At 37.8% G+C, this 25652-nt stretch carries 21 protein-coding genes; 14 read left to right on the forward strand and 7 right to left on the reverse strand.

All coding sequences use genetic code 11. The annotated features are described in order from the left end of the window. Nucleotides 1–170: 170 nt before the first annotated feature. The gene (locus tag H6F47_RS11335) at nt 171–764 is read right to left on the reverse strand and encodes a DUF1802 family protein (protein ID WP_096567621.1); all 594 of its coding nucleotides are present in this window, start codon (nt 762–764) and stop codon (nt 171–173) included. 144 nt (nt 765–908) lie between these two features. Between H6F47_RS11335 and H6F47_RS11340 the strand changes: the two genes are divergently transcribed. Together H6F47_RS11340 and H6F47_RS11345 are read left to right on the forward strand one after the other, a co-directional pair. After that, nucleotides 909–1868 (forward strand): aldo/keto reductase, encoded by a 960-nt coding sequence (locus tag H6F47_RS11340; protein WP_190649246.1) that lies wholly within the window; start codon nt 909–911, stop codon nt 1866–1868. A 43-nt stretch (nt 1869–1911) separates the two neighbouring features. Further along, nucleotides 1912–2049, forward strand: coding sequence for a hypothetical protein (locus tag H6F47_RS11345; RefSeq protein WP_190649265.1), 138 nt, complete (start codon nt 1912–1914; stop codon nt 2047–2049). Between the two features lie 641 nt (nt 2050–2690). Here the strand turns inward: H6F47_RS11345 and H6F47_RS11350 are convergent. Together H6F47_RS11350 and H6F47_RS11355 are read right to left on the reverse strand one after the other, a co-directional pair. Beyond that, nucleotides 2691–3605, reverse strand: coding sequence for an alpha/beta fold hydrolase (locus tag H6F47_RS11350; RefSeq protein WP_190649248.1), 915 nt, complete (start codon nt 3603–3605; stop codon nt 2691–2693). Nucleotides 3606–3703: 98 nt separating this feature from the next. Beyond that, the gene (locus H6F47_RS11355) at nt 3704–4441 is read right to left on the reverse strand and encodes a sterol desaturase family protein (RefSeq protein ID WP_137668673.1); all 738 of its coding nucleotides are present in this window, start codon (nt 4439–4441) and stop codon (nt 3704–3706) included. Between the two features lie 571 nt (nt 4442–5012). On the opposite strand from H6F47_RS11355, the gene H6F47_RS11360 reads away from it, so the two are divergent. Next, complete coding sequence (locus H6F47_RS11360; RefSeq protein WP_190347247.1) at nt 5013–5459, forward strand: Hsp20/alpha crystallin family protein; 447 nt, start codon at nt 5013–5015, stop codon at nt 5457–5459. Nucleotides 5460–5795: 336 nt separating this feature from the next. Further along, a complete protein-coding gene (locus H6F47_RS11365; protein WP_137668675.1) occupies nt 5796–6692 on the forward strand; it encodes a shikimate dehydrogenase in 897 nt (298 codons plus the stop codon). A gap of 176 nt (nt 6693–6868) precedes the next feature. Here the strand turns inward: H6F47_RS11365 and H6F47_RS11370 are convergent, their stop codons facing one another. Then, entirely contained in the window at nt 6869–8863 is a 1995-nt protein-coding gene (locus tag H6F47_RS11370; RefSeq protein ID WP_190649250.1) for a hypothetical protein, read from the reverse strand. A 589-nt stretch (nt 8864–9452) separates the two neighbouring features. On the opposite strand from H6F47_RS11370, the gene H6F47_RS11375 reads away from it, so the two are divergent. From H6F47_RS11375 to H6F47_RS11385, 3 genes are all read left to right on the forward strand, one after another. Next, complete coding sequence (locus H6F47_RS11375; RefSeq protein ID WP_096567635.1) at nt 9453–10670, forward strand: succinate--CoA ligase subunit beta; 1218 nt, start codon at nt 9453–9455, stop codon at nt 10668–10670. A gap of 107 nt (nt 10671–10777) precedes the next feature. Then, complete coding sequence (locus H6F47_RS11380; RefSeq protein ID WP_096567637.1) at nt 10778–11662, forward strand: CoA-binding protein; 885 nt, start codon at nt 10778–10780, stop codon at nt 11660–11662. 33 nt (nt 11663–11695) lie between these two features. Beyond that, nucleotides 11696–12151: a DUF29 domain-containing protein gene (locus tag H6F47_RS11385; protein WP_137668678.1), complete on the forward strand. Its 456-nt coding sequence runs from the start codon at nt 11696–11698 to the stop codon at nt 12149–12151. Nucleotides 12152–12644: 493 nt separating this feature from the next. On the opposite strand, the gene H6F47_RS11390 is transcribed toward H6F47_RS11385, so the two are convergent. After that, nucleotides 12645–14477, reverse strand: coding sequence for a tetratricopeptide repeat protein (locus H6F47_RS11390; protein WP_190649252.1), 1833 nt, complete (start codon nt 14475–14477; stop codon nt 12645–12647). A 256-nt stretch (nt 14478–14733) separates the two neighbouring features. On the opposite strand from H6F47_RS11390, the gene H6F47_RS11395 reads away from it, so the two are divergent. From H6F47_RS11395 to H6F47_RS11425, 7 genes are all read left to right on the forward strand, one after another. After that, entirely contained in the window at nt 14734–15759 is a 1026-nt protein-coding gene (locus tag H6F47_RS11395) for an ABC transporter ATP-binding protein (RefSeq protein ID WP_096567643.1), read from the forward strand. Nucleotide 15760: 1 nt separating this feature from the next. Continuing rightward, nucleotides 15761–16573: an ABC transporter permease gene (locus H6F47_RS11400; RefSeq protein WP_096567646.1), complete on the forward strand. Its 813-nt coding sequence runs from the start codon at nt 15761–15763 to the stop codon at nt 16571–16573. Nucleotides 16574–16712: 139 nt separating this feature from the next. Continuing rightward, entirely contained in the window at nt 16713–18416 is a 1704-nt protein-coding gene (locus tag H6F47_RS11405) for a Gldg family protein (RefSeq protein ID WP_190649262.1), read from the forward strand. Between the two features lie 112 nt (nt 18417–18528). Further along, nucleotides 18529–19293, forward strand: coding sequence for a DUF4340 domain-containing protein (locus H6F47_RS11410; protein WP_096567650.1), 765 nt, complete (start codon nt 18529–18531; stop codon nt 19291–19293). A gap of 166 nt (nt 19294–19459) precedes the next feature. Continuing rightward, nucleotides 19460–20311, forward strand: coding sequence for a formyltetrahydrofolate deformylase (gene purU, locus H6F47_RS11415; RefSeq protein WP_190347244.1), 852 nt, complete (start codon nt 19460–19462; stop codon nt 20309–20311). A 122-nt stretch (nt 20312–20433) separates the two neighbouring features. Further along, nucleotides 20434–21246 carry a hypothetical protein gene (locus tag H6F47_RS11420; RefSeq protein WP_096567654.1) on the forward strand — a complete coding sequence of 271 codons (813 nt, stop codon included), beginning with the start codon at nt 20434–20436 and terminating at the stop codon, nt 21244–21246. Between the two features lie 86 nt (nt 21247–21332). Beyond that, on the forward strand, nt 21333–21929 hold the full coding sequence (locus tag H6F47_RS11425) for a hypothetical protein (protein ID WP_096567655.1): 597 nt from the start codon (nt 21333–21335) through the stop codon (nt 21927–21929). Nucleotides 21930–22101: 172 nt separating this feature from the next. Here H6F47_RS11425 and H6F47_RS11430 read toward each other — a convergent pair whose 3' ends face one another. Continuing rightward, entirely contained in the window at nt 22102–23352 is a 1251-nt protein-coding gene (locus H6F47_RS11430; protein ID WP_236104051.1) for a hypothetical protein, read from the reverse strand. A 214-nt stretch (nt 23353–23566) separates the two neighbouring features. After that, nucleotides 23567–25504 carry a tRNA uridine-5-carboxymethylaminomethyl(34) synthesis enzyme MnmG gene (gene mnmG, locus H6F47_RS11435; RefSeq protein WP_137667394.1) on the reverse strand — a complete coding sequence of 646 codons (1938 nt, stop codon included), beginning with the start codon at nt 25502–25504 and terminating at the stop codon, nt 23567–23569. Nucleotides 25505–25652 lie beyond the last annotated feature (148 nt).

Here is a 25652-nt window from a genome sequence, read left to right on the forward strand (position 1 = left end):
AAATCAAAACTCCCACCAAAAAACCCACATCCTGTAAATCCTTAAATCCTGGATATCCTGATTCAGACAAAATCCAAAATCCTCAAAATCACCACATCCTGTAAATCCTTAAATCCTGAAAATCCTGATTCAGACAAAATCACCACATCCTGTAAATCATTAACTCCTACCTATAAAGATGTAGCATACAAATGATCGCCAATAATCCCACGAATAGTCTTAACTAACTTACCATAAACATCATCTGATAAAACCGCTTTTGAACCTTCTAACCGCACTTGTTGATTTAAATCAATCCAAGATTTACAACCACCATATTCAGGCAAATAAGGAATATACTGCACTTGGGGTAGTTTATAAGTTCGTAATAACAGAATATATAAAGGTTGACGTGCTTTCCATTTCAGGCGATCGCTAATAAAATACTCGTTCCAAATATGAAAAGGCAATAATTTACTCACAATAGACTCATCCGCTACAGGTAAAATATCCGTAATTTCCGCCCAACTACCAATGCGAGTTGTTTCTGGATGCCATCCTGATGTAACGGGATAAACCAAATCAGCATATTCAGCTTTGAGCATAAAAGATTGTTGATGTTCGTAAGTAGGATGCAGTAAAACCTGTGGATATGCAACAGTAAAGCGTCCTCCCCGTTCATGAATACCACCTTTACGTAGTAACATAATTGTTTGTCCACTTTCTAAAGCATTTACAGCTACAGACCATTCTTTGAGAGCGTGAAAAGTGGTAGTCAGTTCCATGAGCGTCTTTTATTAGGTGATAGGTGATAGATGACAGGTTACAGGTAATAGGTTAAAAGTTTAATGGTTTCCTCATCAATATCACCTTTTGTCAGAAATTAGAGCAAAATTACAGCAAAATTACAGCAAAATTACAGCAAAACTATGGAAAAACGCACACTGGGTACATCCACCGTTAAAATCACACCCATTTTAATGGGAACTTGGCAAGCAGGGAAAAGAATGTGGGTGGGAATAGAAGATGCAGATTCAATTAAAACCATTCGCGCTGCTTATGAAGCGGGAATAACAACTATAGATACTGCTGAAATTTATGGTGATGGACATTCTGAACAGATTGTAGCCCAAGCTTTGTCCGATGTACGCGATCGCGTGGAATATGCTACTAAAGTTTTTTCCAATCATCTCAAATATCAACAAGTGATAGAAGCTTGTGAACGTTCCCTGAAAAATCTCCAAACTGATTATATCGACCTTTATCAAATTCATTGGCCATCTGGTTCTTTTAAAAGTGAAATCGTTTCCATAGAGGAAACCATGAGTGCCTTAAATCACTTAAAAGAAAAAGGTAAAATTCGCGCCATCGGTGTTTCTAATTTTTCCCGTGAACAACTAGCAGAAGCTGCCCAATATGGCAGAATTGATAGTTTACAACCAGCTTACTCCCTTTTTTGGCGCAATGTAGAAACCGATGCCATGCCTTATTGTGTAGAAAATAATATTTCAATTTTGGCTTATTCACCCTTAGCACAAGGATTGTTAACTGGTAAATTTGCCCCAGGACATAAATTTGATCCAGAAGATAACCGATCGCAAAATAAGTTATTTCAAGGAGAGAATTTTGAACGCGCTCAACAAGCATTAGAGCAACTTAGACCAGTAGCCGAAAAACATAATTGTAGTTTAGCGCAGTTAGCATTAGCCTGGTTAATAGCCCAACCCCAAAGTAATGCGATCGCTGGTGCAAGATATCCCCAACAAGCACAAGATAACGCCAAAGCCGCAGAAGTCAAACTTTCTGCTGAAGAAATAGCCCAAATAGACAATATTGGCCGCATTGTCACCAGCCATTTCGACAATACCGGAATTATGTGGGAATGGTGATAGTTGATAGTTGATAGTTGATAGTTGATTGGGAAACATCAAATTGATTACCCAGTCACCAGTCACCAGTCACCAGTCACCAGTCACCAGTCACCAGTCACCAGTCACCAGTCACCAGTCACCAGTCACCTGTCACCTACTCCCAATATTGCTAAATGAAACAAAACATCAACTTTCGTAAACAAGTCATTGCATCAGAAAAAAAGAATGCTAGATTATATTCATAAGTTCAGAAGGACACAGAACAAGAACAACCAACCCCATCGGGCAATGACATAAGTGTCCCCCGTCAAAAGCCCAAACAAGTTTTAGGATTTACAACTTAAAGTGGCATTCCGACTATTATCTATAGTTGCGCCAAATCCCTAAGCGGAAAAACAGGAAAATGCTAAACTTGTGAGATTGTCCACCCCTAGTTATTGAATTTCAATCACTTACTTAATCCCAAAAATTTGAAACTAATCAATTCGCTAGAACCTGGTCAACCCTGATCAGGTTTTTAGGTTTTTATCAATTGACAATTGACAATGGACAATTGACAATTAACTTTCCCTAGAACGTCGATTCAGTAATGCTAGGTAATCTGTTTTTACCTTGTAGGGGCGAAGCATTCGGGTCATAACCTATCGCTGAAACCAGTTCATATTCTGTCCGAATCCTTCGCCCTTACGATTAATGAATCGGTGTTCTAGAAGGAAGAGGATTGAATGGAAAAATGGCAAGCTTTTATCTTTTTCCCCATAAAAAAGGGGAAGCTTTAAACCCTGAATGAATCAATTATCAATTATCAATTATCAATTATCAATTGTCAATTATCAATTATCAATTAGTAATAGATAAAACCCAATCGCGGAAAAGAGGGTTTATTTGATCAGGTGCTTCATCATGGGGACAATGACCAGCATTGATAAAATATTCTGTTAATTGGGGATAATATTCATGGAACTTTTGGGAACGTTCCCGCGCTTTCATCCAAGGATCAGCTTCACCCCATAACAATAATAAAGGACAAGTTAATTGCTTGAGTAAAACATCAACTTTTTCCCCTTGGGGAGTGCTAAAAACAGACACAAAAACATCTAAAGCACCTGGATCATAAGCTGGACGTTGAATTTCTGTAACTAATTGATTAGTAATTGCAGTTTTATCTAAATAAACCTTTTCTAAAGTACGACGAATTACCCAACGTTGACGCACATATTGAAATAATAAAGCCTGAAATAAACGTTGTTTAAAAGTCCATTTGACAGTGTTACCAATTAATTTCTGTAAGAGATTTTGTGCAGGTTGCATTTGCACTTGTTCCCCTTCCGTTTGCGAAAATGGACCTGCACTATTAAGTAATACTACCCCCGCAACCAAATCAGGATATTTTGCACCCACACATAAACAAGCATAACCACCAAGAGAGTTACCCGCTACAACTGTTTTTTCACCAATGACTTCACTAATAAAATCTCGCAGTTGTTCACGCCATAAATCCCCACTATACTGTAATTTCGGTTTTGCTGAACGTCCAAACCCTAAAAGATCAATAGCAAATACTTGAAAATCTGCACAAAGTCCAGTAATATTTTTACGCCAGTGATCAGTAGAAGCACCAAAGCCATGTACTAAAAGCAAAGAGGGGCGCTGGGGTTGTTTTTCTCCCGCTTGTACATAGTATACATTGTGTCCTCGCCATTGCCAGTATTTTCCGGAAATTGGATTTGTAGAGGGTGCTATATTTGTCTGCATTATCTAAATTAAAGTTAAGTGTTTTTTGATGTATTTATTTTCATTTTACTGTATAAAATAAAAATTTCTACAGCTTTTACGTATTATATTATATAATACTAATTATTCATCACATCTGTTTTCATCAACTTATCCCAAAAGCGAAAATAAAGACCATAATTGCAATTGAACTTGTGATGATGCAAAGTGTGATGGGTAGGTGTAATCCAATATTGATTCCAAAAACCGCGCATCCAGGAACTTGGGTAAACCTCATAACCTGTGTGATTAATCACGCCAAATAAAGTCATCAAGATCAATAACAAAACTAACATACTAATGTGAATGGGAATGATCAAAAGCAAAATCGGAATAATAATTGCTTGAATTATGCTCTCAAATGGATCAAAGCAAAAGGAAGTCCAGGGTGTTGGGTTAATAGATTCATGATGGACCTTATGAAACCGCCGATACATTTTAGGGTTATGTAGCCAGAAATGTGTCCAATAAAAATAAGTGTCGTGCAAAAACAAATATATAAACAGGCTTAAAGGTAAATATAACCACCCATATCCTAGAGGATCAAAATAAACTTTGGTATGTCCAGTTTCTATGATTTTCATCGTCAAAGCAACTAAGGGTGAAAAAATAAGACAGGATAAAATTGACCATTTAATTTCAGTGGAGATTTTGTTTTTGCGTCTATTGATATCTTGAAGACGACGATTTTCCCAAGACTCTGGTCTGCGAATCCACAGCAACCAATATAACAAGAAAGATACAATCAGGTATCGCAGGGAAAGAGAAAAAAATATGACTAAAGTCAAAATGCTAAATTCCGTAATTATAGGTAGCATGGTGTTAAAACGTATAAATTTATGTGTTTTAATTTTTGATTTATTTCGTAATCATTCAATAAAATTGTATGCACCTGTATAATATATCATGTATGATAATTAACAGTCAATTTATTTATTTATTTACTTACTTATTTAAACAATTAATAAACTAATTAAGCTCACAGCAATACGGTTCGGTTAACGAGACTGACGTATTGTAAATATTGGATATCCCCCATTATCCCCCTGAAAAAAGGGGAAACAAACGGATTTTTAGGCATTCTTTGAATGGGAGGTTGGGGGGATTAAAACCTTAACTGACAATTAATGGAAAAGTATTGAGGTGAATTTTTGATCAAAGCCACCCATCTGGTTAATTTTCAATTGATATTTGTCGTGTAAACCGAACCAGAAATATTCGCGTAAACCGAAAATATTTATAATCGAAAATATCGGTTCGGTAATCATCATTTAATAAGTGATAAAAACCGGATTTACATTATTTTTGAACCTCACTAAGATAATAATCAAAGAGTTGATAAAAACAACTCAAACAAACAAACAACCAACAATATAGAGGTAAAAGTATATGACAGTTATTCGTTACAACCCCTGGAAAGAAATCGACACCTTAGAACGTCGCGTTAATCTTTTAGTAGAAGGATTTATACCTAATACTTTGAAAGAGTTAACTAATGTCCCGAAAATTCCTGCTGCGGAAATAATTGAAACTGATGATGCAGTAATTCTCAAGTTAGAAGTTCCTGGTATGGAAGCTAAAGACTTAGATATTCAAGTTACAGAAGATGCAGTTTCTATTAGCGGTGAACGGAAGTTTCAACACAAAGAAGAAGATAAAGCTAAAACCAAAAGTGAATTTTATTATGGTCAATTTCAGCGTGTAATTCCTCTACCTGTACCTATTCAAAATACCAAAGTTACCGCCGATTATAAAGATGGTATTTTGCATCTGAATTTACCCAAATTGGTGGAAGAAAAGAACAAAGTTGTGAAAATAAACTTGGGTGAAAATTAAGATTTAGGTAAGGATTCAGTAGGAGTTTAGCAGTGCTAAACCCGTACAGGAGTCAACATATTTTAGGACTTGACTTACGCAAGATTGAACTCAAAACCTGATTTTTGCGTAGGGGTAATTCATGAATTACCCTTACTTTTGTATTGACTATTTCATCATCGGTGATGAAGTGGAAGTGTCAAGTGTTGTTTGGGTTGATGTATTAATTTAATCTCATTTAATCTCATTTAATATCTGGCATTTAGCCTGGTTGTTTAATGCAACCGGGTTATTTTTTTGGGGAAGTTACCAAAAATAAGTATAATTGCAATACGTTTTTTAAAAAACATGATGTTTATGAATCAGCAAGAGAATAATTATCTTCAGAAAATCACTGGAAAAACTAAACTTTTGGGAGTTATTGGCCATCCTGTAGAACATTCCCTGTCACCAATGATGCACAATGCAGCTTTGAGTAAATTAGGGTTAGATTATGTTTATTTACCTTTTCCTATTGCACCAGAAAATTTAGAAATTGCGATCGCCGGTTTTGCAGCTATTGGTGTTGTCGGTTTTAGTGTAACAATTCCCCATAAACAGGCAATAATACCTTTATTATCAGAAATTTACCCCATTGCTCAAGCTATAGGTGCAGTTAATACCGTCACTCGTCAAGGTGACATTTGGGTAGGAACAAATACCGATGTAGAAGGGTTTATCGCTCCTTTACAAACCACCTATCATCAAGATTGGAGTCAGAAAACCGCAGTAATTTTAGGAAATGGTGGCGCTGCGAGGGCGGTTGTTGCTGGTTGTATTCAACTAGGTTTCTCAGCAATTCATATAGTAGGAAGGAACATATATAAGTTAAAAGCATTTAATGAAAGTTGGCAAAATTCACCCTTTGCAGATAAATTTCAAGTTCATACTTGGGAAGAATTACCAAACTTAATTCCCCAAGCTAATTTGTTAGTAAATACTACTCCCATCGGGATGTATCCTCATGTCAATGAATCTCCTTTAAGTGCAGAGGAAATGGTTAAATTACCTTCAGGTGCAATTGCTTATGATTTAATTTACATTCCCAAACCAACAAAATTTTTACAAATAGCAGAAAAACAAGGTGCAATTCCCATTGATGGTTCAGAAATGCTAGTTCAACAAGGTGCAGCAGCATTAAAAATCTGGTTACAAAATGAAGAAATTCCTGTAACCGAAATGCGCCAAGCTTTACAAAATTATTTGGGTTTTTAGGGATGGGTAATTGGTAATTGGTAATTGGTAATTGGTAATTGGTAATTCAATTTTGGATTTTGGATTTTGGATTTTGGATTGTTTTTGTCAATTCCAATCTAAAATCTAAAATCTAAAATCTAAAATTTTCTTCCCCAGTCACCAGTCACCAGTCACCAGTCACCAATTATGAATTATTACGGATTCCTCATATACCTTTCTTGTCCTTGGGAATTGTAGAGAAATAGGGGGAGGTTGGCATTTTCACTGATGACTCCTAAAGCCTGTTGCAAAGTTTGGAAGTGATTTTGTATATCAGGAGTAGGAGTTTGCAGTCTTCGGTCATACTCCGGGGTTAAACGGACAATAATACGTCCTTTGGGTTGTTCTTCAATTGTGAAAGTGCATAAACGTATGCCACTGACGCAGGTTTTGCTTAAATCAGCCTGACTTTGTGCCAAGTTACCATAGAGTTGCTGTTTTTCCAGTGTCTGTCCTAAACTAGTAGAATAGGTTTGAATGAGCGACTGTGCTTGATTATAGATGGAACTATCTTGAGCAACCTGTTTAGCCGTCTGTATAGCTTGTTGCCAAGATGCTATTGCTTGTGTCCATTGATTTTTCGCCTCGAATACTTTAGCTTGATTTGCAAAGTTGGTAGCTTGTTGAAAAGTGGAGGCTGCTGCTATTTCTCTGGTAGCGCGGTTGCGTGCCAGTATGAGTTTTGGTTGATATTCCGCTAACAGTTTTTTGGCTTCTTCATTTGCTGTGCTGGTGGCGGGAATACTTTTCAAATCATTAATTACTTGTTGCCAAGCAAATTGTACTCTTTGCCAATCATTACCGGATTTAGCAGTAGCTTGACGCTGGTTGGCTGAATTAGCTACAGTTTTGGCTGTGGTAAGTTTTTTCTGCCATGATTCTTCATTCTGTAACTTTTGATTGATCGCTTTTAAATTGCTGTGATATTTGGGTAATTTTGCCTGCACCAAACTATATAGTTCATGACTAGGTTTAATAGCTTCCAGTGGTATAATTGCTTGTCTCCATAAAATTTGTCTGCTGCGAAGTTCATCTAAGCTAGTTGCGGGAGTTTGAATTTTTTGCTCTGCGGCGGCGGCGGCTTGTAAAGCTTTGATTACTAAGTTAATTTTTGTTAATTGGTTAGAAAAACTGGCAGCTAGTTCCTGCGCTTGCTGATAACGTGGAGACCATTGGGGAATTACTTTGAGATCAGAAATAACTTTATCCAGCTGCTGTTGTAATGCTATTAGTTCTTGTGTAGATTTAGCTGTACGGATTGATTGCTGAGAGTTGCTTTTTAACTGATCGGCTGTTTGTAATTCTTTGCATTCACCAATCACACAAGCACGATTCAGAAAAAAAGCACCGCCTCCACAAATGACAGTCACTCCCAAGACTCCTCCTAAGAGGATGGGTAAAGGTGGGAGTGGTAATGATATCGGCTGTCTTTTGCGTTTTGCTAGGCTTTCTGTCCCTGCAAATGGGTCAAATTTTTCTTCTTCGGCTAACTCATTCTCACTCTCATTGAACAATGAGCTATTTGAGCTAAATGTAGCATCCGAGTTAAATAATGCCTCTGATCTTAGTATGGTATCTGAATTTAATGAATTATCTGAGCCAAATGAAAGATCGGAACTAAAGGTAGAATCAGAAATATTTTCTTCGGTTCGAGAACTCAATGGATGATCCGCGATATGATCATCTTTCAGTAAACTAAATGGATGATCCGATATATGAACATCGGTTACAGGAGATGAGAGATCAGGAATTTCCAGTGGGGGAAAAGTTAGCTGGTTTTTAGCAGCACCGTTATTAAAGCCATTGCTTGTTTCCAGGGACGTAATTTGCTGCTCTTTCTGTATTTTCTTAGCCTTGATAGTGATTGAATGTTTAGTATAGGGTAGTTTTTCTCCTGAAACCCTGACATAAAATTGCACCCTTTGATCATGATATTGAGATTGCCACTGGAGCGATTCCTCAAGGATGGCAAAGATTTTTTGGCTATCAACTGCTATACCTGGAGGGTGCTGAGTTAAAATCATCAGTGCGTCTTTCTGGACAGCGCATCTCACCTGGAGAACTGGGACAGATGGAAGTTCTACCAGTAGTTTTTCTTGTAAAATACTGGTTAAATGCTGGATATCTTCTTTTGGGAATTTATCTTTCATAATGTCTACTGCTAATGTTGTATATAGTTTTATAGTTTTTATTATCTTGGAGTAGATGAAATAAAGTTCTGGTCTTTGTCACATTCAGAATAGATGGTTTTACTAACTGTTTGACAAAACCCAATCATATACTGGTGTTTTAATATATAAGTATTTGATTTTGCTCAAGGCTGAACCTTGGTTTCCTGTCCCAGAGAACTAGTTTTTAACACAAAGTTCCATCTTTTACCAGAAAGCGAGTGAGCAGCAATGGTTTAGGATTCTGCTTTTTTATACTACTAGATCATAAATTAGACAATACAAATGCGAGTATAAATTATCCAGGAAAAAATATACAAGAAGATCCAAGTAATTTTTTAGACTGGCAAGTTGACCAAGGAGGATCAAAAGGTCTAATCAACCAAATAGCAGCGGTTGGGGTTTGAGAATTGAGTGTACCACTATTACTTATACTTAATTCGATAAAATTGATTCTTGCCAAATCAATTTTCTAGCAAACCGAAGCGTGATTATATAAATAAAGTGCTGTGCAAACGATGAGACAGCAATAAAAATTAGATTTGAAATTGTTAATACAAGGTGTGTACCAATGGATTTATTGGAGTACCAAGTTAAAGAATGGTTTGATAAGATGGGCATTCCTGTTTTACCATCTCAACGAATTGACCATCCTACAGATTTAAAACGTTTAAAAATTAGCTATCCGATTGTACTCAAATCGCAAGTACACGCAGATGAACGGGCTAAAGCTGGTGGAGTCAGAATTGTGGAAACCACCATTGATGCGATCGCAGCTGCCCAAAATATCTTTAATTTACCAATTTGGGGAGAATTGCCAGAGGTTTTACTGGCAGAAACTAAGTATGATGCCAAGGATGAATTTTATCTGGCCGTGGTTTTAGATACCGCTATCTGTCGTCCAGTGCTTTTAGGTTGCAAAGAACCAGATATTGATTGGGAATCTCCAGGGGAGAAAATGCAATATGTGGTGGTAGAACAGGAATTTTCGCCATTTTATGCCAGAAGACTGGGTTTGAAAATGGGCTTACAGGGTGCGCTGATGCAGTCGGTAAGTGATATTGTAGAAAAAATGTATAAGTTATTTGTGCAGAAGGACTTAGATTTAGTAGAGATAAATCCTCTAGCTGTTAGTGTTTCTGGGCAAGTTATGGCACTCAATGGTAAAGTTAGAGTTAATGAAAGAGCAATTAACCGACATCCAGAAATAGCCAAAATGGCGGCAAAAATGATTGGCCGTCATAAAAATAGCAAGATCAACAGTATCTTGGGTAATTGGGATGGGTTAGAAATACACGGCAAAATAGGTATATTGGGCAATGGTACGGGTTCGGTGTTGACAACCTTGGATGCAGTTTTTAATGCGGGTGGTAAACCAGGTGTATCTTTAAATTTACGACATTCTTTCTTGACTGATACTGAACCGACGACATTTTGCGATCGCCTGGAAAGTGGTTTAAAAATGTTGGCTGCTGATAAAAGCATTCAAGTGATTCTGATTAACTTTTTGGGTTCTATTCCTCAAGTTTCTCAGATGCCAGAAGTAATTGCTAATTTTATCCAACTAGATCCAAAAGAACTCAAATCTTATACGTCTAACGGAAGTAAATATAAACCGAAAAACTTACCCAGGTTGGTTGTCCGTCTTGCTGGTTTTGATTTTGATCAAGCTAGGAAATATTTAGCTCAACTCAAAGCTGAAACTGAGAGGCTGATAGTAGTAGAAAATTTAGATGAGGCTGTTCAACAAGCAGTCCGTCTAGCTAAGTTACCAGCTTACAAGAAGTAGTAACAGGTGACAGGTAACAAAGCAATTAAAAATTAAAAATTAAAAATTTCTCTTTTCCTGTTCCCTGTTCCCTGTTCCCTGTTCCCTGTTCCCAATAACTAAATTTTATGAACTTAAAACCAGACAGTAAAGTTTTAATTCAGGGTTTTTGTGAATTTATATCAGCAACTCATATTGCTCAAATGAAGGCTTATGGCACTAATTTAGTAGCTGGTGTTGATCCTGGATGTGGTGGAAAGAAAATCTACAGTTTGCCAGTTTTTGACTTAGTAGAGGAAGCTATCTCAAAATTTGGCCAAATTGATACAACCATTATTTGTGTCCATCCTTATCAAGTTTTGGATGCAGCTTTAGAAGCGATCGCCTCTAATATTAGACAGATAATTATTATTTCTGCTGGTGTACCACCTTTAGATATGGTGAAATTACTCCGCACTACAGAAAGTCATGAAATTTTGCTAGTAGGTCCTAACAGTCCAGGAATTATTGTTCCTGGTAAAATTCTCTTAGGCACTCAACCTAGTGAATTTTACACCCCTGGATCTGTGGGAATTGTTAGCCGTAGTAGTACCCTGACTTATGAGGTAGCCTGGGAATTAACCAAAGCTGGTTTAGGTCAGTCGATTAGTGTCAGTATTGGTAGTGATGCTATTGTCGGTTCTTCCTTTTCTCAATGGTTGCAAATTCTGGATGAGGAAGAAACTACAGAAGCAATAGTTGTAGTCGGCCAACCAGGGGGAGAAAGTGAAGAAAATGCTGCAAGATACATTGCTGAAGCTATTGATAAACCAGTCATTGCTTATATTGCAGGTAGACACGCACCGCCAAACAAATATTGGCATCAAACAGGAAATATAGCAACCGTTGTGAAACGTGATCCCAATTTTGGCACGACTCAAAGTAAATTAGCGGCTTTCCAAGCTGCACAAGTTCCTGTGGCTGAATATCCTGCTCAAATTCCTCAGTTGTTGAAGAAGGTAATACATAATTGAAAGTATAAGAAGCAAATTAGGTAGAGATCAGCAATGAAAATCACAGATGATTTAGCATCTCTTTATGAGATTGAATATGATCAATGGTTAGAACAAACGATTAAATTTTTAAAACAAAACCAATGGGAAAAATTAGACAAGGATCATTTAATTGAGGAATTAGAAGAATTGAGTCGGCGAGAAAAGAAAACATTAGAAAGATTCCTTGAACAAATTATCAGACATTTACTGCTACTGCAATATTGGCATAATGAATATGATTATAATGCTAATCATTGGCAAGCAGAAATTTTGAGTTTTAGGACTCAAATCAATGAAGATTTAACCAAAAACTTCAAAAATCATTTACAGGAAAATCAATCCATAATTTATGAAAAAGCACTCAAATATGTAAGACAAAAGACAGGTTATAACATTTCATTTCCAGAAAATTGTCCTTATACTCTCGAACAATTACTTGATATTAACTGGCTTCCCAAAAATAATTAAAGGATAAGATCCCCAACTTTTTTTAGTTTCATGTTAATGAATTGTCTTTAGACCACAGTCAGGGCGAAGCATTCGGATGATAGTATTAGGTAAAAACCGATAATTAATTGTCCGAATGCTGATGCTTCCAGCAGGCTTCGCGAACGCGCCTACATTGTTGACGCGAAACCTAAATCAAAATGTGGTTTATTTACCTGAAAATAACTGTAAAAATAAAACTCTTGTGGGGTGGGCATCCTGCCCGCCCTGGTGTACCTCATCCAGATGAAATATGGTGTAACTAGGGGTTGCTGAGAAAGTCTTTCCGTGAGGGCATAGGAGTCAGGAGTCAGGAGTCAGGAGGAGATTTGAAAATTTCTTTGCCATCTCTTGAAATCCCAAAAAATGCACACTTTTTCCGGTATACCCTTCAAAACCCTTGCACTTTTTTCTGTGTTTATCAGCCTCTAACCTTTGATATATCAAGGTTTTAGGTTTATTCAGCAAACCCTAACTAATATCTTGCTAATAAATCAGGTAAATAATCATAGCCATCTACACCAATAACAGAAATGATCTTAGGGCGGTTTTGTTGCAATAAAACTTGAAATTTATCTTCTCCCAATTGTCTTTTGATTGTGGTTAATAAACCTGCGGGTTGTTGCCATTCTTGAGATGAAATTTGTTCTAATAGATACATTCCCAAACTACCTGTATAAATGGCTTTTTCAAAATTGAGCAGGTTATAATAAGCTTCTGCTAAATAAGCTAAATTTCGACCTTGAATATATAAATCCCCGGAAACTTGGGCAGTTCTAAAACCCAGTTCTAAATATTTGATGGCTTCTTGATATTGAGAAGTGACTAAATAGGCAATTCCCAAACTACTAAAACATAAAGATTGAGTTTGAATATCCCCAATTTTTTCGGCTAATTTTAAACCTTGTTCTAGATAATTAATAGCAGATTCATAAACTTCTGGTTCAGTGTTTTCTAATTGCTGTGCTTGCATTACTTCGCTGTAACCTAAGTTTACCAGGGCGTTAGTTTCTCCGGTTTTATCTCCTGTTTGTCTACTTAATATTAATGCTCTTTGACTATTATTTATTGCTTCAGCATAATTTTTTTCTTGGACATAGGTACGACTGAGGTGGTTAAGATTAGCAATTTCGCAAGTTGTATCTTGAGCATTTCTGGCAATTTCTAAAGCTTGTTGATGGAAATTTATTGAGCGCGGATAATTGCCTAAAGCTCTTTGAGAGTAACCTAATAATGTTAAAATTCTGGCTTTTTCTTGTGTTCCTGCTGCCGAACGTAGAGGTTCATCTAAATAATCAAGTGCATCCCGTAAATAACTACCAGAAAAAGAAGCAAAAATTCCACCATAAAGGGGAAAATAGGGACGTTGGGCAAAGGTTCGCAAAATTTGTAACATTATTTGTGAAGCGCCATTACTATATATTATTGATTGATTTTGCCAACCGTTTGCTAGTTGACTCCAAATGATGGCAAAGGTTAAAAATGTGGAAATTGATAATTTTAGACCTGCTTGAATATCGTAAGCTTGTTTATCAAACCAACTAACTAAACCTCGTTGTAAGAATTGTAAAACTATTGTTAATTCTACCCAATCACTGAAGCTAAGGTTTTGTTGTTTTTGGGTAAATTCTATTGGAGATTGTTCTATTGCTAAAGTCTGAAAAAATGATTGTGGTATTTCGCTTTTGACTAATTTCGCCCAACTTGCCCAAGGTCCTTTTTCACCAGGTACACCACCAAAACCGAGAGAGGTTTTTTGTTCATACATCCAACTGAGGAGGTTTTCTTGGATGCGTTGCCAAGCGGCGATCGCCTGAGTTATACCTGTGGATATCTGTGTTAAATCTGAGTTAGCTGCACCAAATTGCTGTAAGGATTTGGCTATTTGTTGTAGTTGTGATAAATTTAAGGGATATTTTTGATTGGGATCGGTGTAGCGCAGGAATACGGCTAAACGCTCTTCATTACTAGCAATGGTAATTTCCCGTACTGCTGAAGCTATGATTTCGGTTGCTTTGTTTTGTTCTTGACAGCGTTGCCATTGTGTTTGAATAGTTTTAATTGCTCTTAAACTACGGGTGGCTTTGGCTTTTTTGAGTTCGTCTGTTTCGCTGTCTACTTTTGTTTGGATGGTATTCAAGCGATCGCTCAAAGCTAACTCAAACACTTCTCCCGTACCGGAAGCAATGCTTTGAAGTAACATTTGGTACACTTGTTCTACGGAGCTAATTTTGCCTTTGAGGGTGGTTTCGACTATTTGATCAATTAAAGCCAGGTAGCGATCGCGCAAAGGTAAAGATTCAGACACTTTAGCTAATAGGGAACAGTACAACAATTCTAATTTTATCTAATTTTATAAAACGTAACGTGACTATTTTTAATGGTTTGGGTGACTAGTAAAGGTTCAAACTTAGATCGAGAATGTATATTATGTATTATATTTTTCACAGGTCCCCAATAATCTAGAGAAAATGTCAATATTATTTATGTTGGTAAATGAAATTCCTTCCTAGTATTCCGCGATCGCTAACACATATCACATATATCACACCAATAATATCCCAATGATAGAAGTTGAACATCTGAGTAAAATATATGGTTCTACCGCAGCGATAACCGATGTCACCTTTAACGTAGAACCTGGAGAAATTTTAGGTTTCTTAGGTCCCAACGGTGCGGGTAAAACCACAACCATGCGGATTTTAGCCGGTTATCTGCCAGCGACCAAAGGAACAGCCAAAATAGCCGGGTATGATGTCCATGAAAATTCTTTAGCAGTGCGGCAAAAAATCGGCTATTTACCGGAAACACCGCCTTTATACCCCGAAATGACAGTAGAGGGATTTTTGCACTTTGTAGCTCGAATTAAAGGGGTATCCGCTGGCGATCGCCCCCAAAAAGTGCAAGCTGCTATGAAACGCTGCAACCTCACAGAAAAGCGTAAAGTCATTATTCGCAAGCTTTCCAAAGGTTTTCGCCAAAGAGTGGGAATAGCACAAGCAATAGTCCATGATCCTCCGGCCATTATCCTTGATGAACCCACCGTAGGACTAGACCCCCGGCAAATTATCGACGTGCGAAACTTGATCAAAAGTCTAGCCGGTACACACACCATCATCCTCTCTACCCATATTCTCCCAGAAGTGAGCATGACCTGTAGCCGCGTAGCCATCATCAACCGTGGTAAAGTCGTAGCTACCAACACCCCAGAAAATTTAATGACACAGTTAACCGGAGGTTCGGGTTATGAGTTAGAAATTTCTGGAGAAGTTACCCTAGCAAAACAGGTATTACAAAATGTAAAGGACGTGATTTTGGTAGAATCAATGCCGATAAGTCATGATCATCGTCCCCTACTGCGTGTTATATCTCAACCAGGCACAGAACCAGGAAAGGATATTGCAGCCGCATTAATTCGGGGAGGATTTAATTTATATGAAATGCGGCGGGTTAGTGCTAGTTTAGAAGATGTATTTTTACAACTAACAACCGAAGAGAAAAATTTACTTCCCCCAGCAAAAGAAACACCAGAAACTATACCAGAAACTATACTAAAAAACTCACCAGAAACAGAAGGAGAAAACGCATAACATGGGTATCATCATCGCTAATATAATTGCCATTTATCGCCGAGAATTACAAAGTTATTTTGTATCACCCTTAGCTTATGGTATAGCTGGCATCTTTTGGTTTATTTCTGGCTTATTTTTGGTGATGATTTTAATAGGTCCAGGGGGAATTTTGCCCACAGTTGCAGATTTAGATATCCAAGGACAACAATTAGGAGTACCCGTTCCGCCCATAGATGTACCCTATGAATTTATCCGGGCATTTTTAGATAGAATCAGTTGGTTATTATTGTTTATTTTACCCATACTTTCAATGGGACTTTATGCGGAAGAACGCAAACGGGGAACATTAGAATTATTAGCCACATCACCAGTTACTAACTGGGCTGTAGCCGTAGGTAAATTATTAGGAGTTTTAACATTTTTTATGACAATGGTATTACCGTTACTCGGATTTGAAACCCTAGCCATTAGCGGTTCTAATCCTGCCATGTCTCCAGTTATTCCTATTCTTGGTCATGTAGGATTAATATTATTAGCAGCAGCAATTTTATCATTAGGAATGTTCATTTCCTCCTTAACAGACAGCACACTGTTATCAGCTGTCCTTACCTTTTTTGTGGTTATATTACTATTATTAATAGATTCCATATCCAAAGCTATACCCGGTCCGGTGGGAGACAGTTTAGCTCATCTATCCCTACTCAAACATTACAACACATTAATTCAAGGAATTTTTGATAGTAGCGCCTTAATTTTATTTGTTAGTTACATTATTTTAGGAATTTTCCTCACCGCCCAATCAATAGATGCACTGCGTTTTCAACGTCAATAGTTAGGAGGTGACAGGTGACAGGTGACAGGTGACAGTAAAGAAGTTTGTACCAATTACCCATTACCAATCACCAATCACCAATCACCAGTCACCAATCACCAATCACCAATCACCAATCACCAATCACCAATCACCAATAATGAAAAAAATACCTAAAAAAAATTTCGCTAACCTACTATTTTTGTTGGGTCCATTCTTATTAACTCTGGGTTTAACAGTCGGGTTAATTTCAGATACATGGGGTATATTACCTCTAGTATTTATCATAGCAGGTCTTTTGATTTGCATTGTTTGGGTATTTTTCCAAGCCCAAAAAAATCAATTTTGGAAACAACGTTCTACCGTATCTACAACTAACGCCTTAGTGGCAACTTTGGCAGTATTAACAATATTAGGATTAATCAATTTTTTAGGTACACGGTATCAGTTAAGATTAGATTTAACAGAAACTCAATTATTTACCCTCGCACCCCAATCTAAAGAATTACTGCGTACCTTACCCAAACCTGCAAAAGTCTGGTTATTTACCAGAGAACAAAATTTGCAAGATGAACAATTACTAGAAAATTATCGTCGTCAAACTCCTAAGTTTAACTTTGAATATATCGACCCTCAAACCAGACCAGGACTAGCAGAAAAATTTGGTGTGAAAGCTTTTGGCGAAGTTTATTTAGAATTTGATAATAAGCGCCAATTAGTACAAACTGTCAATGAATATGAACGTCTATCAGAAGTAAGATTAACTAGCCGTTTACAACAAATAACTAGTAACAATACAGCTAAAGTTTACTTTCTGCAAGGTCACGGTGAACTAGAATTTACAGATGCTAAAAATGCTATTTCTCAAGCTATTCAAGGATTAGTAGACAAAAATTTTACAGCTTTACCTCTGAGTTTAACAGAACAAACTACAGTCCCTGAAGATGCTGCTGTTGTTGTCGTCGCTGGTCCAAAACGAGAGTTATTAGCAGGTGAAGTTACAGCTTTACAAGATTATCTCAATCGTGGCGGTAATTTAATGTTAATGGTTGACCCTAATACTGACCCAAAAATTGATGACTTATTGCAAGATTGGGGTGTAAAATTAGATAATCGTTTAGCTGTTGATGTTTCTGGAACAACTTTAGGACTAGGACCTGCTGCACCTGCTGTTACAGAGTATGGACAACATCCCATCACTAAAGATTTTGGTAATGGTATTTCTTTCTATCCCCTCGCACGTCCTATTCTCATTGAACCAATTCCTGAGATTCAATCTACTCCTTTACTCAGAACTAAATCATATCCTAATAGTTGGGCAGAAAGTGACCAACAAAACGAAAATTTAGAGTTTAATGAAGGTCAAGATTTAAAAGGTCCTTTAACTTTAGGTGTAGCATTAACTAGAAAGCTATCATCCCCATCTCCCACATCTACCCCATCTCCCACCGCTTCCCCATCTCCCACACCTACCCCCACACCTACCGCTTCCCCATCTCCCACATCTACCCCCACACCTACCGCTTCCCCATCTCCCACACCTACCCCCACACCTACCGCTTCCCCAACTGAGGAAAATTCTCAAAATCACAGCAAAGAATCTCGCTTAGTAGTGTTTGGAAACTCAGATTTTGCTAGAGATGGTTTATTTCAGCAACAATTAAATGGAGATGTATTTCTCAACTCAGTAACTTGGTTAAGTCAAGAAGATCAACAACCGCTTTCAATTCGTCCCAAAGAACAAACAAATCGCCGCATCACCATGTCAACTGCAAAAGCAAATTTATTAAGTATTTCTTCTTTGTTGCTTTTACCTTTCATTGGTTTAGCTACTGGCGCTATTATTTGGTGGAAAAGAAGATAATTGATAATTGATAATTGATAATTGATAATTGATAATTGATAATTATGAATTTATCTACCTGTTTCACCTGCTTCCTCTTCTCTGTCACCTGTCACCTGTCACCTATTTCCAAATGAAACGCACAACTTTAACTTTAGTAATTTTAGCCTTGGGTTTAAGTGGTTTTGTCTATTTTGATGAAATTAGACGGAAAAATCAACCACAACAATTTGCACAAAATCACCTCAATAAAATAAATCAGGTAAATCAGCAAAATCAACAAACTCAGACCACTAAACAACAGATTTTCTCATTTAATGTTGAGGATGTTCAATCTATAGATATTAAAACGAAGGACTACACTTTAAATTTAGAACGGAGTCAGAAACTAGAAGCGCCAAAATGGTCAATTAAATTACCAAAATCTCCTAACCCAGAACCAGCAAAAGAGGCTATAGTTTCTTATTTAACGGATTTATTGGTTAAAGGTAAAAGTGAAAGTAGTGTATCAATTTCACCTAATCAATTGAGTGAATTTGGTTTAGATAAACCTCAAGCGACTATTGATATTAAACTGAAAAATCAAAAAACGCATCAAGTAATTTTAGGGAAACCTAATTTTAACAATACTTTCTTATACGCCCAAGCTGATCCTGTGATCGACAATAATGGAAATACTCAGGTTTTATTAGTTTCTAAAGATTTCGCTAATGCTGTCAATCGGGAATTATCAGAATGGCAAGAAATATCTCAAGCATCTGCTAACAAACCTAATGAACAAAACACTGAAAAATCTGGTAAACAACCCAGTGAGGAAGGTGCTAAACAAGCTGAACAAGATACTAAATTAGACCTTGTACCAATACCCATAGATCCTAATCCTGCCCATACTAAATAATTAATATAGGAATCCGGTTTGGTTTCTGTTCGCGGTAACGTGGCGAAGCCATATCTATTTGTTTAGGGAGGGAATAGGGAAGAGGGAGTAGGAAATAAGTAATAATTCATAATTATCAATTATCAATTATCAACTATCAATTACCAACTATCAACTATCAACTAAAATGAACCCAACAGCAACTTTACTGATTTCTTGCCCTGATCAAAAAGGATTAGTCGCAAAATTTGCTAATTTTATTTATGCCAATGGTGGTAATATTATTGATGCTGATCAACATACAGATTTTGAAGCTGGTTTATTTCTCACTCGTATAGAATGGCTGTTGGATGGTTTTAATTTACCAAGGGATTTAATTGGTGCTGCTTTTAATGCGATCGCCCAACCTTTAGGCGCTAAATGGGAATTACATTTTTCTGATACTGTTCCCAGAATTGCAATTTGGGTAAGTCGTCAAGACCATTGTTTATTAGATTTAATTTGGCGGCAAAAGGCACAGGAATTTAATGCAGACATACCTTTAATTATTAGTAATCATCCCCATTTACAGGAAGTTGCAGCACAATTTGGTATTGATTATCATCACATTCCCATTACTAAAGATAATAAACAAGAACAGGAAATAAAGCAATTAGAATTACTGCGTCACTACAATATTGATTTGGTAGTTTTGGCTAAATATATGCAGATAATAACTGATAATTTTATTCAGCAATTCCCGCAAATAATTAATATTCATCACTCATTTTTACCTGCATTTATTGGTGCGAATCCCTATTATCGAGCTTTTGAAAGAGGTGTAAAGATTATTGGCGCAACTGCCCATTATGCAACTGTTGATTTAGATTGTGGTCCAATTATTGAACAGGATGTAGTTAGGGTAAGTCACCGGGATAATGTAGATGATTTGATTAGAAAAGGTAAAGATTTAGAGAGAATTGTTTTAGCTAGGGGAGTGCGATCGCATTTACAAAATCGCGTTTTAGTCTATGGTAATAAAACCGTAGTTTTTGAATAAATAACAGAGTTTTACTCCTGACTCCTGACTCCTGACTGCCCCTACGACTCCTGCAATATCGTTAACAGTCAAAATGCAGACTTTCATGAAATACTAGTTTCAAGTCTTATTGTTAACGACAAATGAAACAGCTAAAGTCACGTTCTCAAGATTTACGCAGCTTATTTGAGAACAGTATTACCATAGAATATGTAGCCGAACCTCTCAAAGCCGTCAAAGCTGATGCAGATATGAGAGAAATTATAAATTGGATGGAGTTGCAGGATTTTGATGTCGTCGGAGTGGAAACAGAAGATAGTATTACAGGTTATGTAGAACGTTCTACTTTAAGAGAAAATTTACGAGAAAACCAATCGGGAAAATGCAGCGACTATCAACAAGTGTTTCATCCTCAAGAACTCATTGCTATGTCTACACCCTTGATGAAGTTGTTGCCAATTCTGCAACAAAAATCCAGATTATTTGTATTAGACTGTAATAATGTTAGTGGCATTATTACTTGTGGTGATTTGCAGAAAGCACCAGTCAGAATGTTGCTGTTTGGGTTGGTAACGCTGCTAGAAATGAATTTGTTACGACTGGTGCGGCTGTATTATCCCCAAGATTCATGGCAAAAAGTTCTTAAACCTGACCGCTTAGAAGCTGCTCAAAAATTATGGCGTGAAAGTCAAGAAAGAAATGAAGCCACAGATTTATTAGATTATCTGCAATTTTGCGACAAGCGGGAATTGGTATTAAATCAACCTGAACTGTTTGATAAATTGGGGTTAAAGTCAAAACGATCTGGTGAACGCTTTCTCAAATCTGCTGAAAATTTGCGGAACCGTTTAGCACACGCTCAAAATCTAGTCAATGGTTCCTCTTGGCAAGATTTGATTTCTTTGGCTGAAGGTTTGGAACGTTTATTAATCCATTGTGAAGAAATTGAATCTTAACGTATCCAGGAAATAGCAAATACTTTCTGATGTCAGTATAGTTAAAGGAAAGCACTAATGAAAAATTAAGAATTTATACAGTTAATATGTCTAAACAATTGCCTCCATCAAGTGATTTAACAAAATTGCCTACAGAAGCCGAAAGAGAAGAACAACTGATACAAGATGTCCTGCTTTTGTTGGAAAATATGGTTTACAGAGAGGAAGCAACAGTTAAGCTGATCTTGAATTGTCTCTATGATGCTGGGTCAACTAATTTGATTAACCAAAAGTTCCAGTCTCGCACTCTCAATAGAACCCTGAAATGGATTTCCAAAATGTCTAAACCTGCATTCAGAATGATTGCTTGGCAATGGTTTAAGAAGAATTGCCCTAAATTGATCACAGATTGGTTGCGAAGCCAAATTCAGTTTAAAAAAGTTGAAACCCCAAAAGTAGAGATAGTAGTAGAAGACCAACGGACTAAATTAAATTCTCTTGATCAAGCTCAAAATCAGATGTATGAAGTCAAACAGCTTCGCTCTCAAGTTAAGTTGTTAACTGGTGTTTTAGTGGTAGTAGTGACAGTGTTAACTGGCAGCTTTGTTTGGGCTGGTTATTTATTAGAGCGATCGCATTTACAAGTAGTAGAAGAATTACAAACTCAGGTAAAAACTCTTGAGGCTAGTGTGAATAAGCATTAACTTGATACTTACTGTTGACATTTGTCAATTAATGTCAATGCTTACTCCAGTCAAATGTGTTTTGGTTTGAAGCAATAGTTCTGCGCCAGGCTGTTCTTCCTCTTGCAAGATTCAGCATTTTTTGTTCAACTATATCAGGTAACTGCTCCCAGGACAGGTCTCCTGTTATCTGTCACAACTTTTGACCTGTATAAATTGAGCGCACCTCACCATTACGGCGGATAATCGCCTCACCGTTACTTACGTCTACTAGCGTCCAACCAGTAGCACCAATATTTTCTCCCAGGTTAATCCGGCGAGTCACACCATCAATTTTGAACAAAGCCGCAGATTTGCTACCTAACTCTAACAATCCTTCCAACTCGGCTGAATAGGCGGGTAAATACACCTGTTGGGTAGTTGTGGGTGTAGTTGGTAATGTTTCTGGTTTCGGTAATGATGCAGTTGCGATCGCCGCAGGTAGTTTTGGTGGTGCTGTAGCTGGTAGCTTAGAAGCATCTGCCCGCTTCACAGTTGTCGGTGAATTTTTTGCTGTTAGGGGCTTGGTTGCTTGTTGCACATTACTAGGGGAATCTTTGACAAACCCAGGTGGTGATACCTGCGCTGACATTGGGGAAACTTCTGGTAATGGGCGTATAGCTGGAGGTGCTTGATAAACAGGAACATGAACATATATTCTCTCTACCACATTTGTCACTCGACTGGGAGCAGGTGGGGCATTGTTAGCAGCCACTGGTAGGGGTAAAGTGCCAATAGGTTGGTTACTGGGCAAAGGCAAAGCGTTTGTTTGCTGGGGATTAACATCACGTAACCCAGATTTAGCAGGTGTTTGATCATTGCTAGAGCCTTGCTGGTCTATCACTGCCAAAGCCTGCAACATATAATTAACTAATTCACCATGAGGATCTGGTTGTACAGGTACTGGTGATTTTACCTGATCTGTTGGTGGTATGTGTGGAGTAAATTGGGCAGTGATATTGGTGAATAATGTCGGCTGTGCTAGGTAGACTGAACCAACCATTGCCACACTTAAGGTTAAGCCTAACACGAGCAGGTTGCCTAATCCACCGCTGTGCTTTTGATTTCTTTTCCTAATTGCAGTGACAGAGGGAGGATTTAAAACCAGTGTACTTGGTTGCGGCTTTTGGATGGGCGCGATCGCTTTGGTTGCTCGGTGTACTGTCTGTGTCAAAACAACTTCTTGCATCTTCACCGCCACTGTTTGCTTATGTGGCACATATTCTGTTCTGATGGTTTTAGCAGGGCGCTTTCTACCACAATCTAGTATGTTGTCGATATCGGTGAAGAGTTCATCTATCAAGCCTTCAGCGTAAGTCTCTATCGACAGGGCTTCACTGGGGAGTAAGTCCTCTAGTGCTTCAGAAATCATTAGATGGGTGCTGGCTTCTGTTATCATAGACATTTTCTTTGTGGCTGCTAGAAAGGGAAAGGAAACCCAATGATGTCCGGGAAATCACTTTCTTTAAATTACACCACTAACCTTAATTTGGCAGTAATTTGGCAGTAATTTGGCAGTGGTATTAAATTTTACTGTGATTTATAAATGATTCAGAATTTTACTTCAAAAATCTCTGTAGTCCATCATACTGATCCCCCACCCTATACTATACCCATCCTTAATGAATTTTTGTATCTGCTAATAAGGAAAACTCATTCTGCTCCTTGTTTTTACGGATTTCTAAATAAATTAACAGAGCATTGATATCCGCAGGATTAACACCACCAATTCTTGCTGCTTGCCCAATTGTCAAGGGTCTTACTTTCGCCAGCTTTTCTCTGGCTTCTTTGGAAAGAGTATCAATTGCTGCATAATCTAAATCTGCTGGCAATGTTCGATTGGCTTGACGAGCTATTTGCTCAATTTGGTTTTGCTGTCTGGCTAAATATCCAGAATACTTGATATCTATTTCCGCCCCTTCTTTTTCCGCTTGGTTGAGACTGGCGTTACCTAGTGCGTATCTTTCTAAATCTACATAGTGTATTCCCGGACGACGTAGCAGGTCAGCGAGGGTGATTGAACCTTTGATTGCTTGTTGAGTTTCTTGGGCGATCGCTCTCCCTATGTCTTCATGCTCTTTAATTCTAGTCGAATGCAGTCTTTCTTTTTCGGCTATAATTTGCTCTTGTTTTCTCGTAAATAAATCCCACCGTCTGTCATCAATTAAACCAATTTCCCGCCCTAATGGTGTCATCCGTTGATCGGCATTATCTGAACGCAGCAATAAACGATACTCTGAACGACTCGTAAGCATACGGTAAGGTTCACGCAAATCCTTGGTACACAGGTCATCAACTAAAGTCCCGATGTAACTTTGTTCACGTGGGAAAATAATCATTTCCTGCCCCCGCACAAACCGCACCGCATTTACACCCGCTACTAAACCCTGGGCAGCAGCTTCTTCATAACCGGTTGTACCGTTAATTTGTCCTGCACAAAACAACCCTTCTACTTTCTTGGTCATCAATGAGGGATAACACTGGGTTGCAGGTAAATAATCGTACTCTACAGCATAGGCAGGACGCAACATAAAGCAGTTTTCCAAACCGGGAAGACTCCGCAGCATCAGGATTTGCAAATTTTCCGGTAAACCAGTGGAAAAACCTTGAATGTATAATTCTGGTATATCTCGTCCTTCTGGTTCAATGAAGATTTGATGACTTTCTTTATCTGCAAAGCGGACTATCTTATCTTCAATACTCGGACAATAACGGGGACCCTTGGCATCAACCCATCCACCATAAACCGGGGATAGATGCAAGTTTTCTTCAATTAAGCGATGGGTTTCTTTAGTAGTTCTTGTCATGTGACAGGGAATTTGTTCCCGTTCTACCCACGCTTGGGGGTCAAAACTAAACCAGCGAACTTCCTCATCTCCTGGTTGCAGTTCCATTTTACTGTAATCTACAGACCGCTTATCTACCCTTGCAGGTGTACCGGTTTTTAATCTTCCGGTTTCAAAACCCAAGCGGTTAAGGGTGTCTGTTAAACCTACGGCCGCAAATTCACCTGCGCGGCCAGCTTCCATTGACTTATTACCTACCCAAATTCTCCCACCTAAAAATGTACCAGTGGTTAAAATAACGGCTTTACATTCAAAAGCGACACCAAAATAAGTTTCTACACCTATTATTTCATCATTTTTTCCTAAGATTAAATCTGTCACCATGCCTTCACGAATTGTCAAATTTTCTTGATTTTCGACAATTCCTTTCATGACTGCTGCATATTCGCGCTTATCGGTTTGCGCCCGTAATGCCCAAACTGCTGGACCTCTAGAAGAGTTGAGAATGCGTTTTTGTAAATAGGTGCGATCGGCCATTTTCCCAATTTCCCCACCCAAAGCATCTACTTCGTGGGTAAGTTGGGACTTAGCCGGTCCACCGACTGCGGGGTTACAAGGTTGCCAAGCGATTTTATCCAGGTTAAGGGTTAACAGCAGAGTGCGACAACCGAGGCGAGCAGTAGCTAAAGCTGCTTCACAACCGGCGTGGCCTGCACCCACTACAATCACATCATAAGCGTCTTGGAATTGAACAGCATTTTGCATGGTCATAAGTAGTTAGGAATTAAAAGTTAAATGTTTAAAAAGTTAGTTACTGTGGGTATTTTAGCGTATATTTGGGTTAGTTGTCAGAATCAGGATGTCCAGGATTTAAGGATTTACAGGATGTAGTTCTGGAATGTTCATATAAAATCCGATA

The organism is Sphaerospermopsis sp. FACHB-1094, from assembly GCF_014696195.1.
Taxonomy (GTDB): Bacteria; Cyanobacteriota; Cyanobacteriia; order Cyanobacteriales; family Nostocaceae; genus Sphaerospermopsis; species Sphaerospermopsis kisseleviana.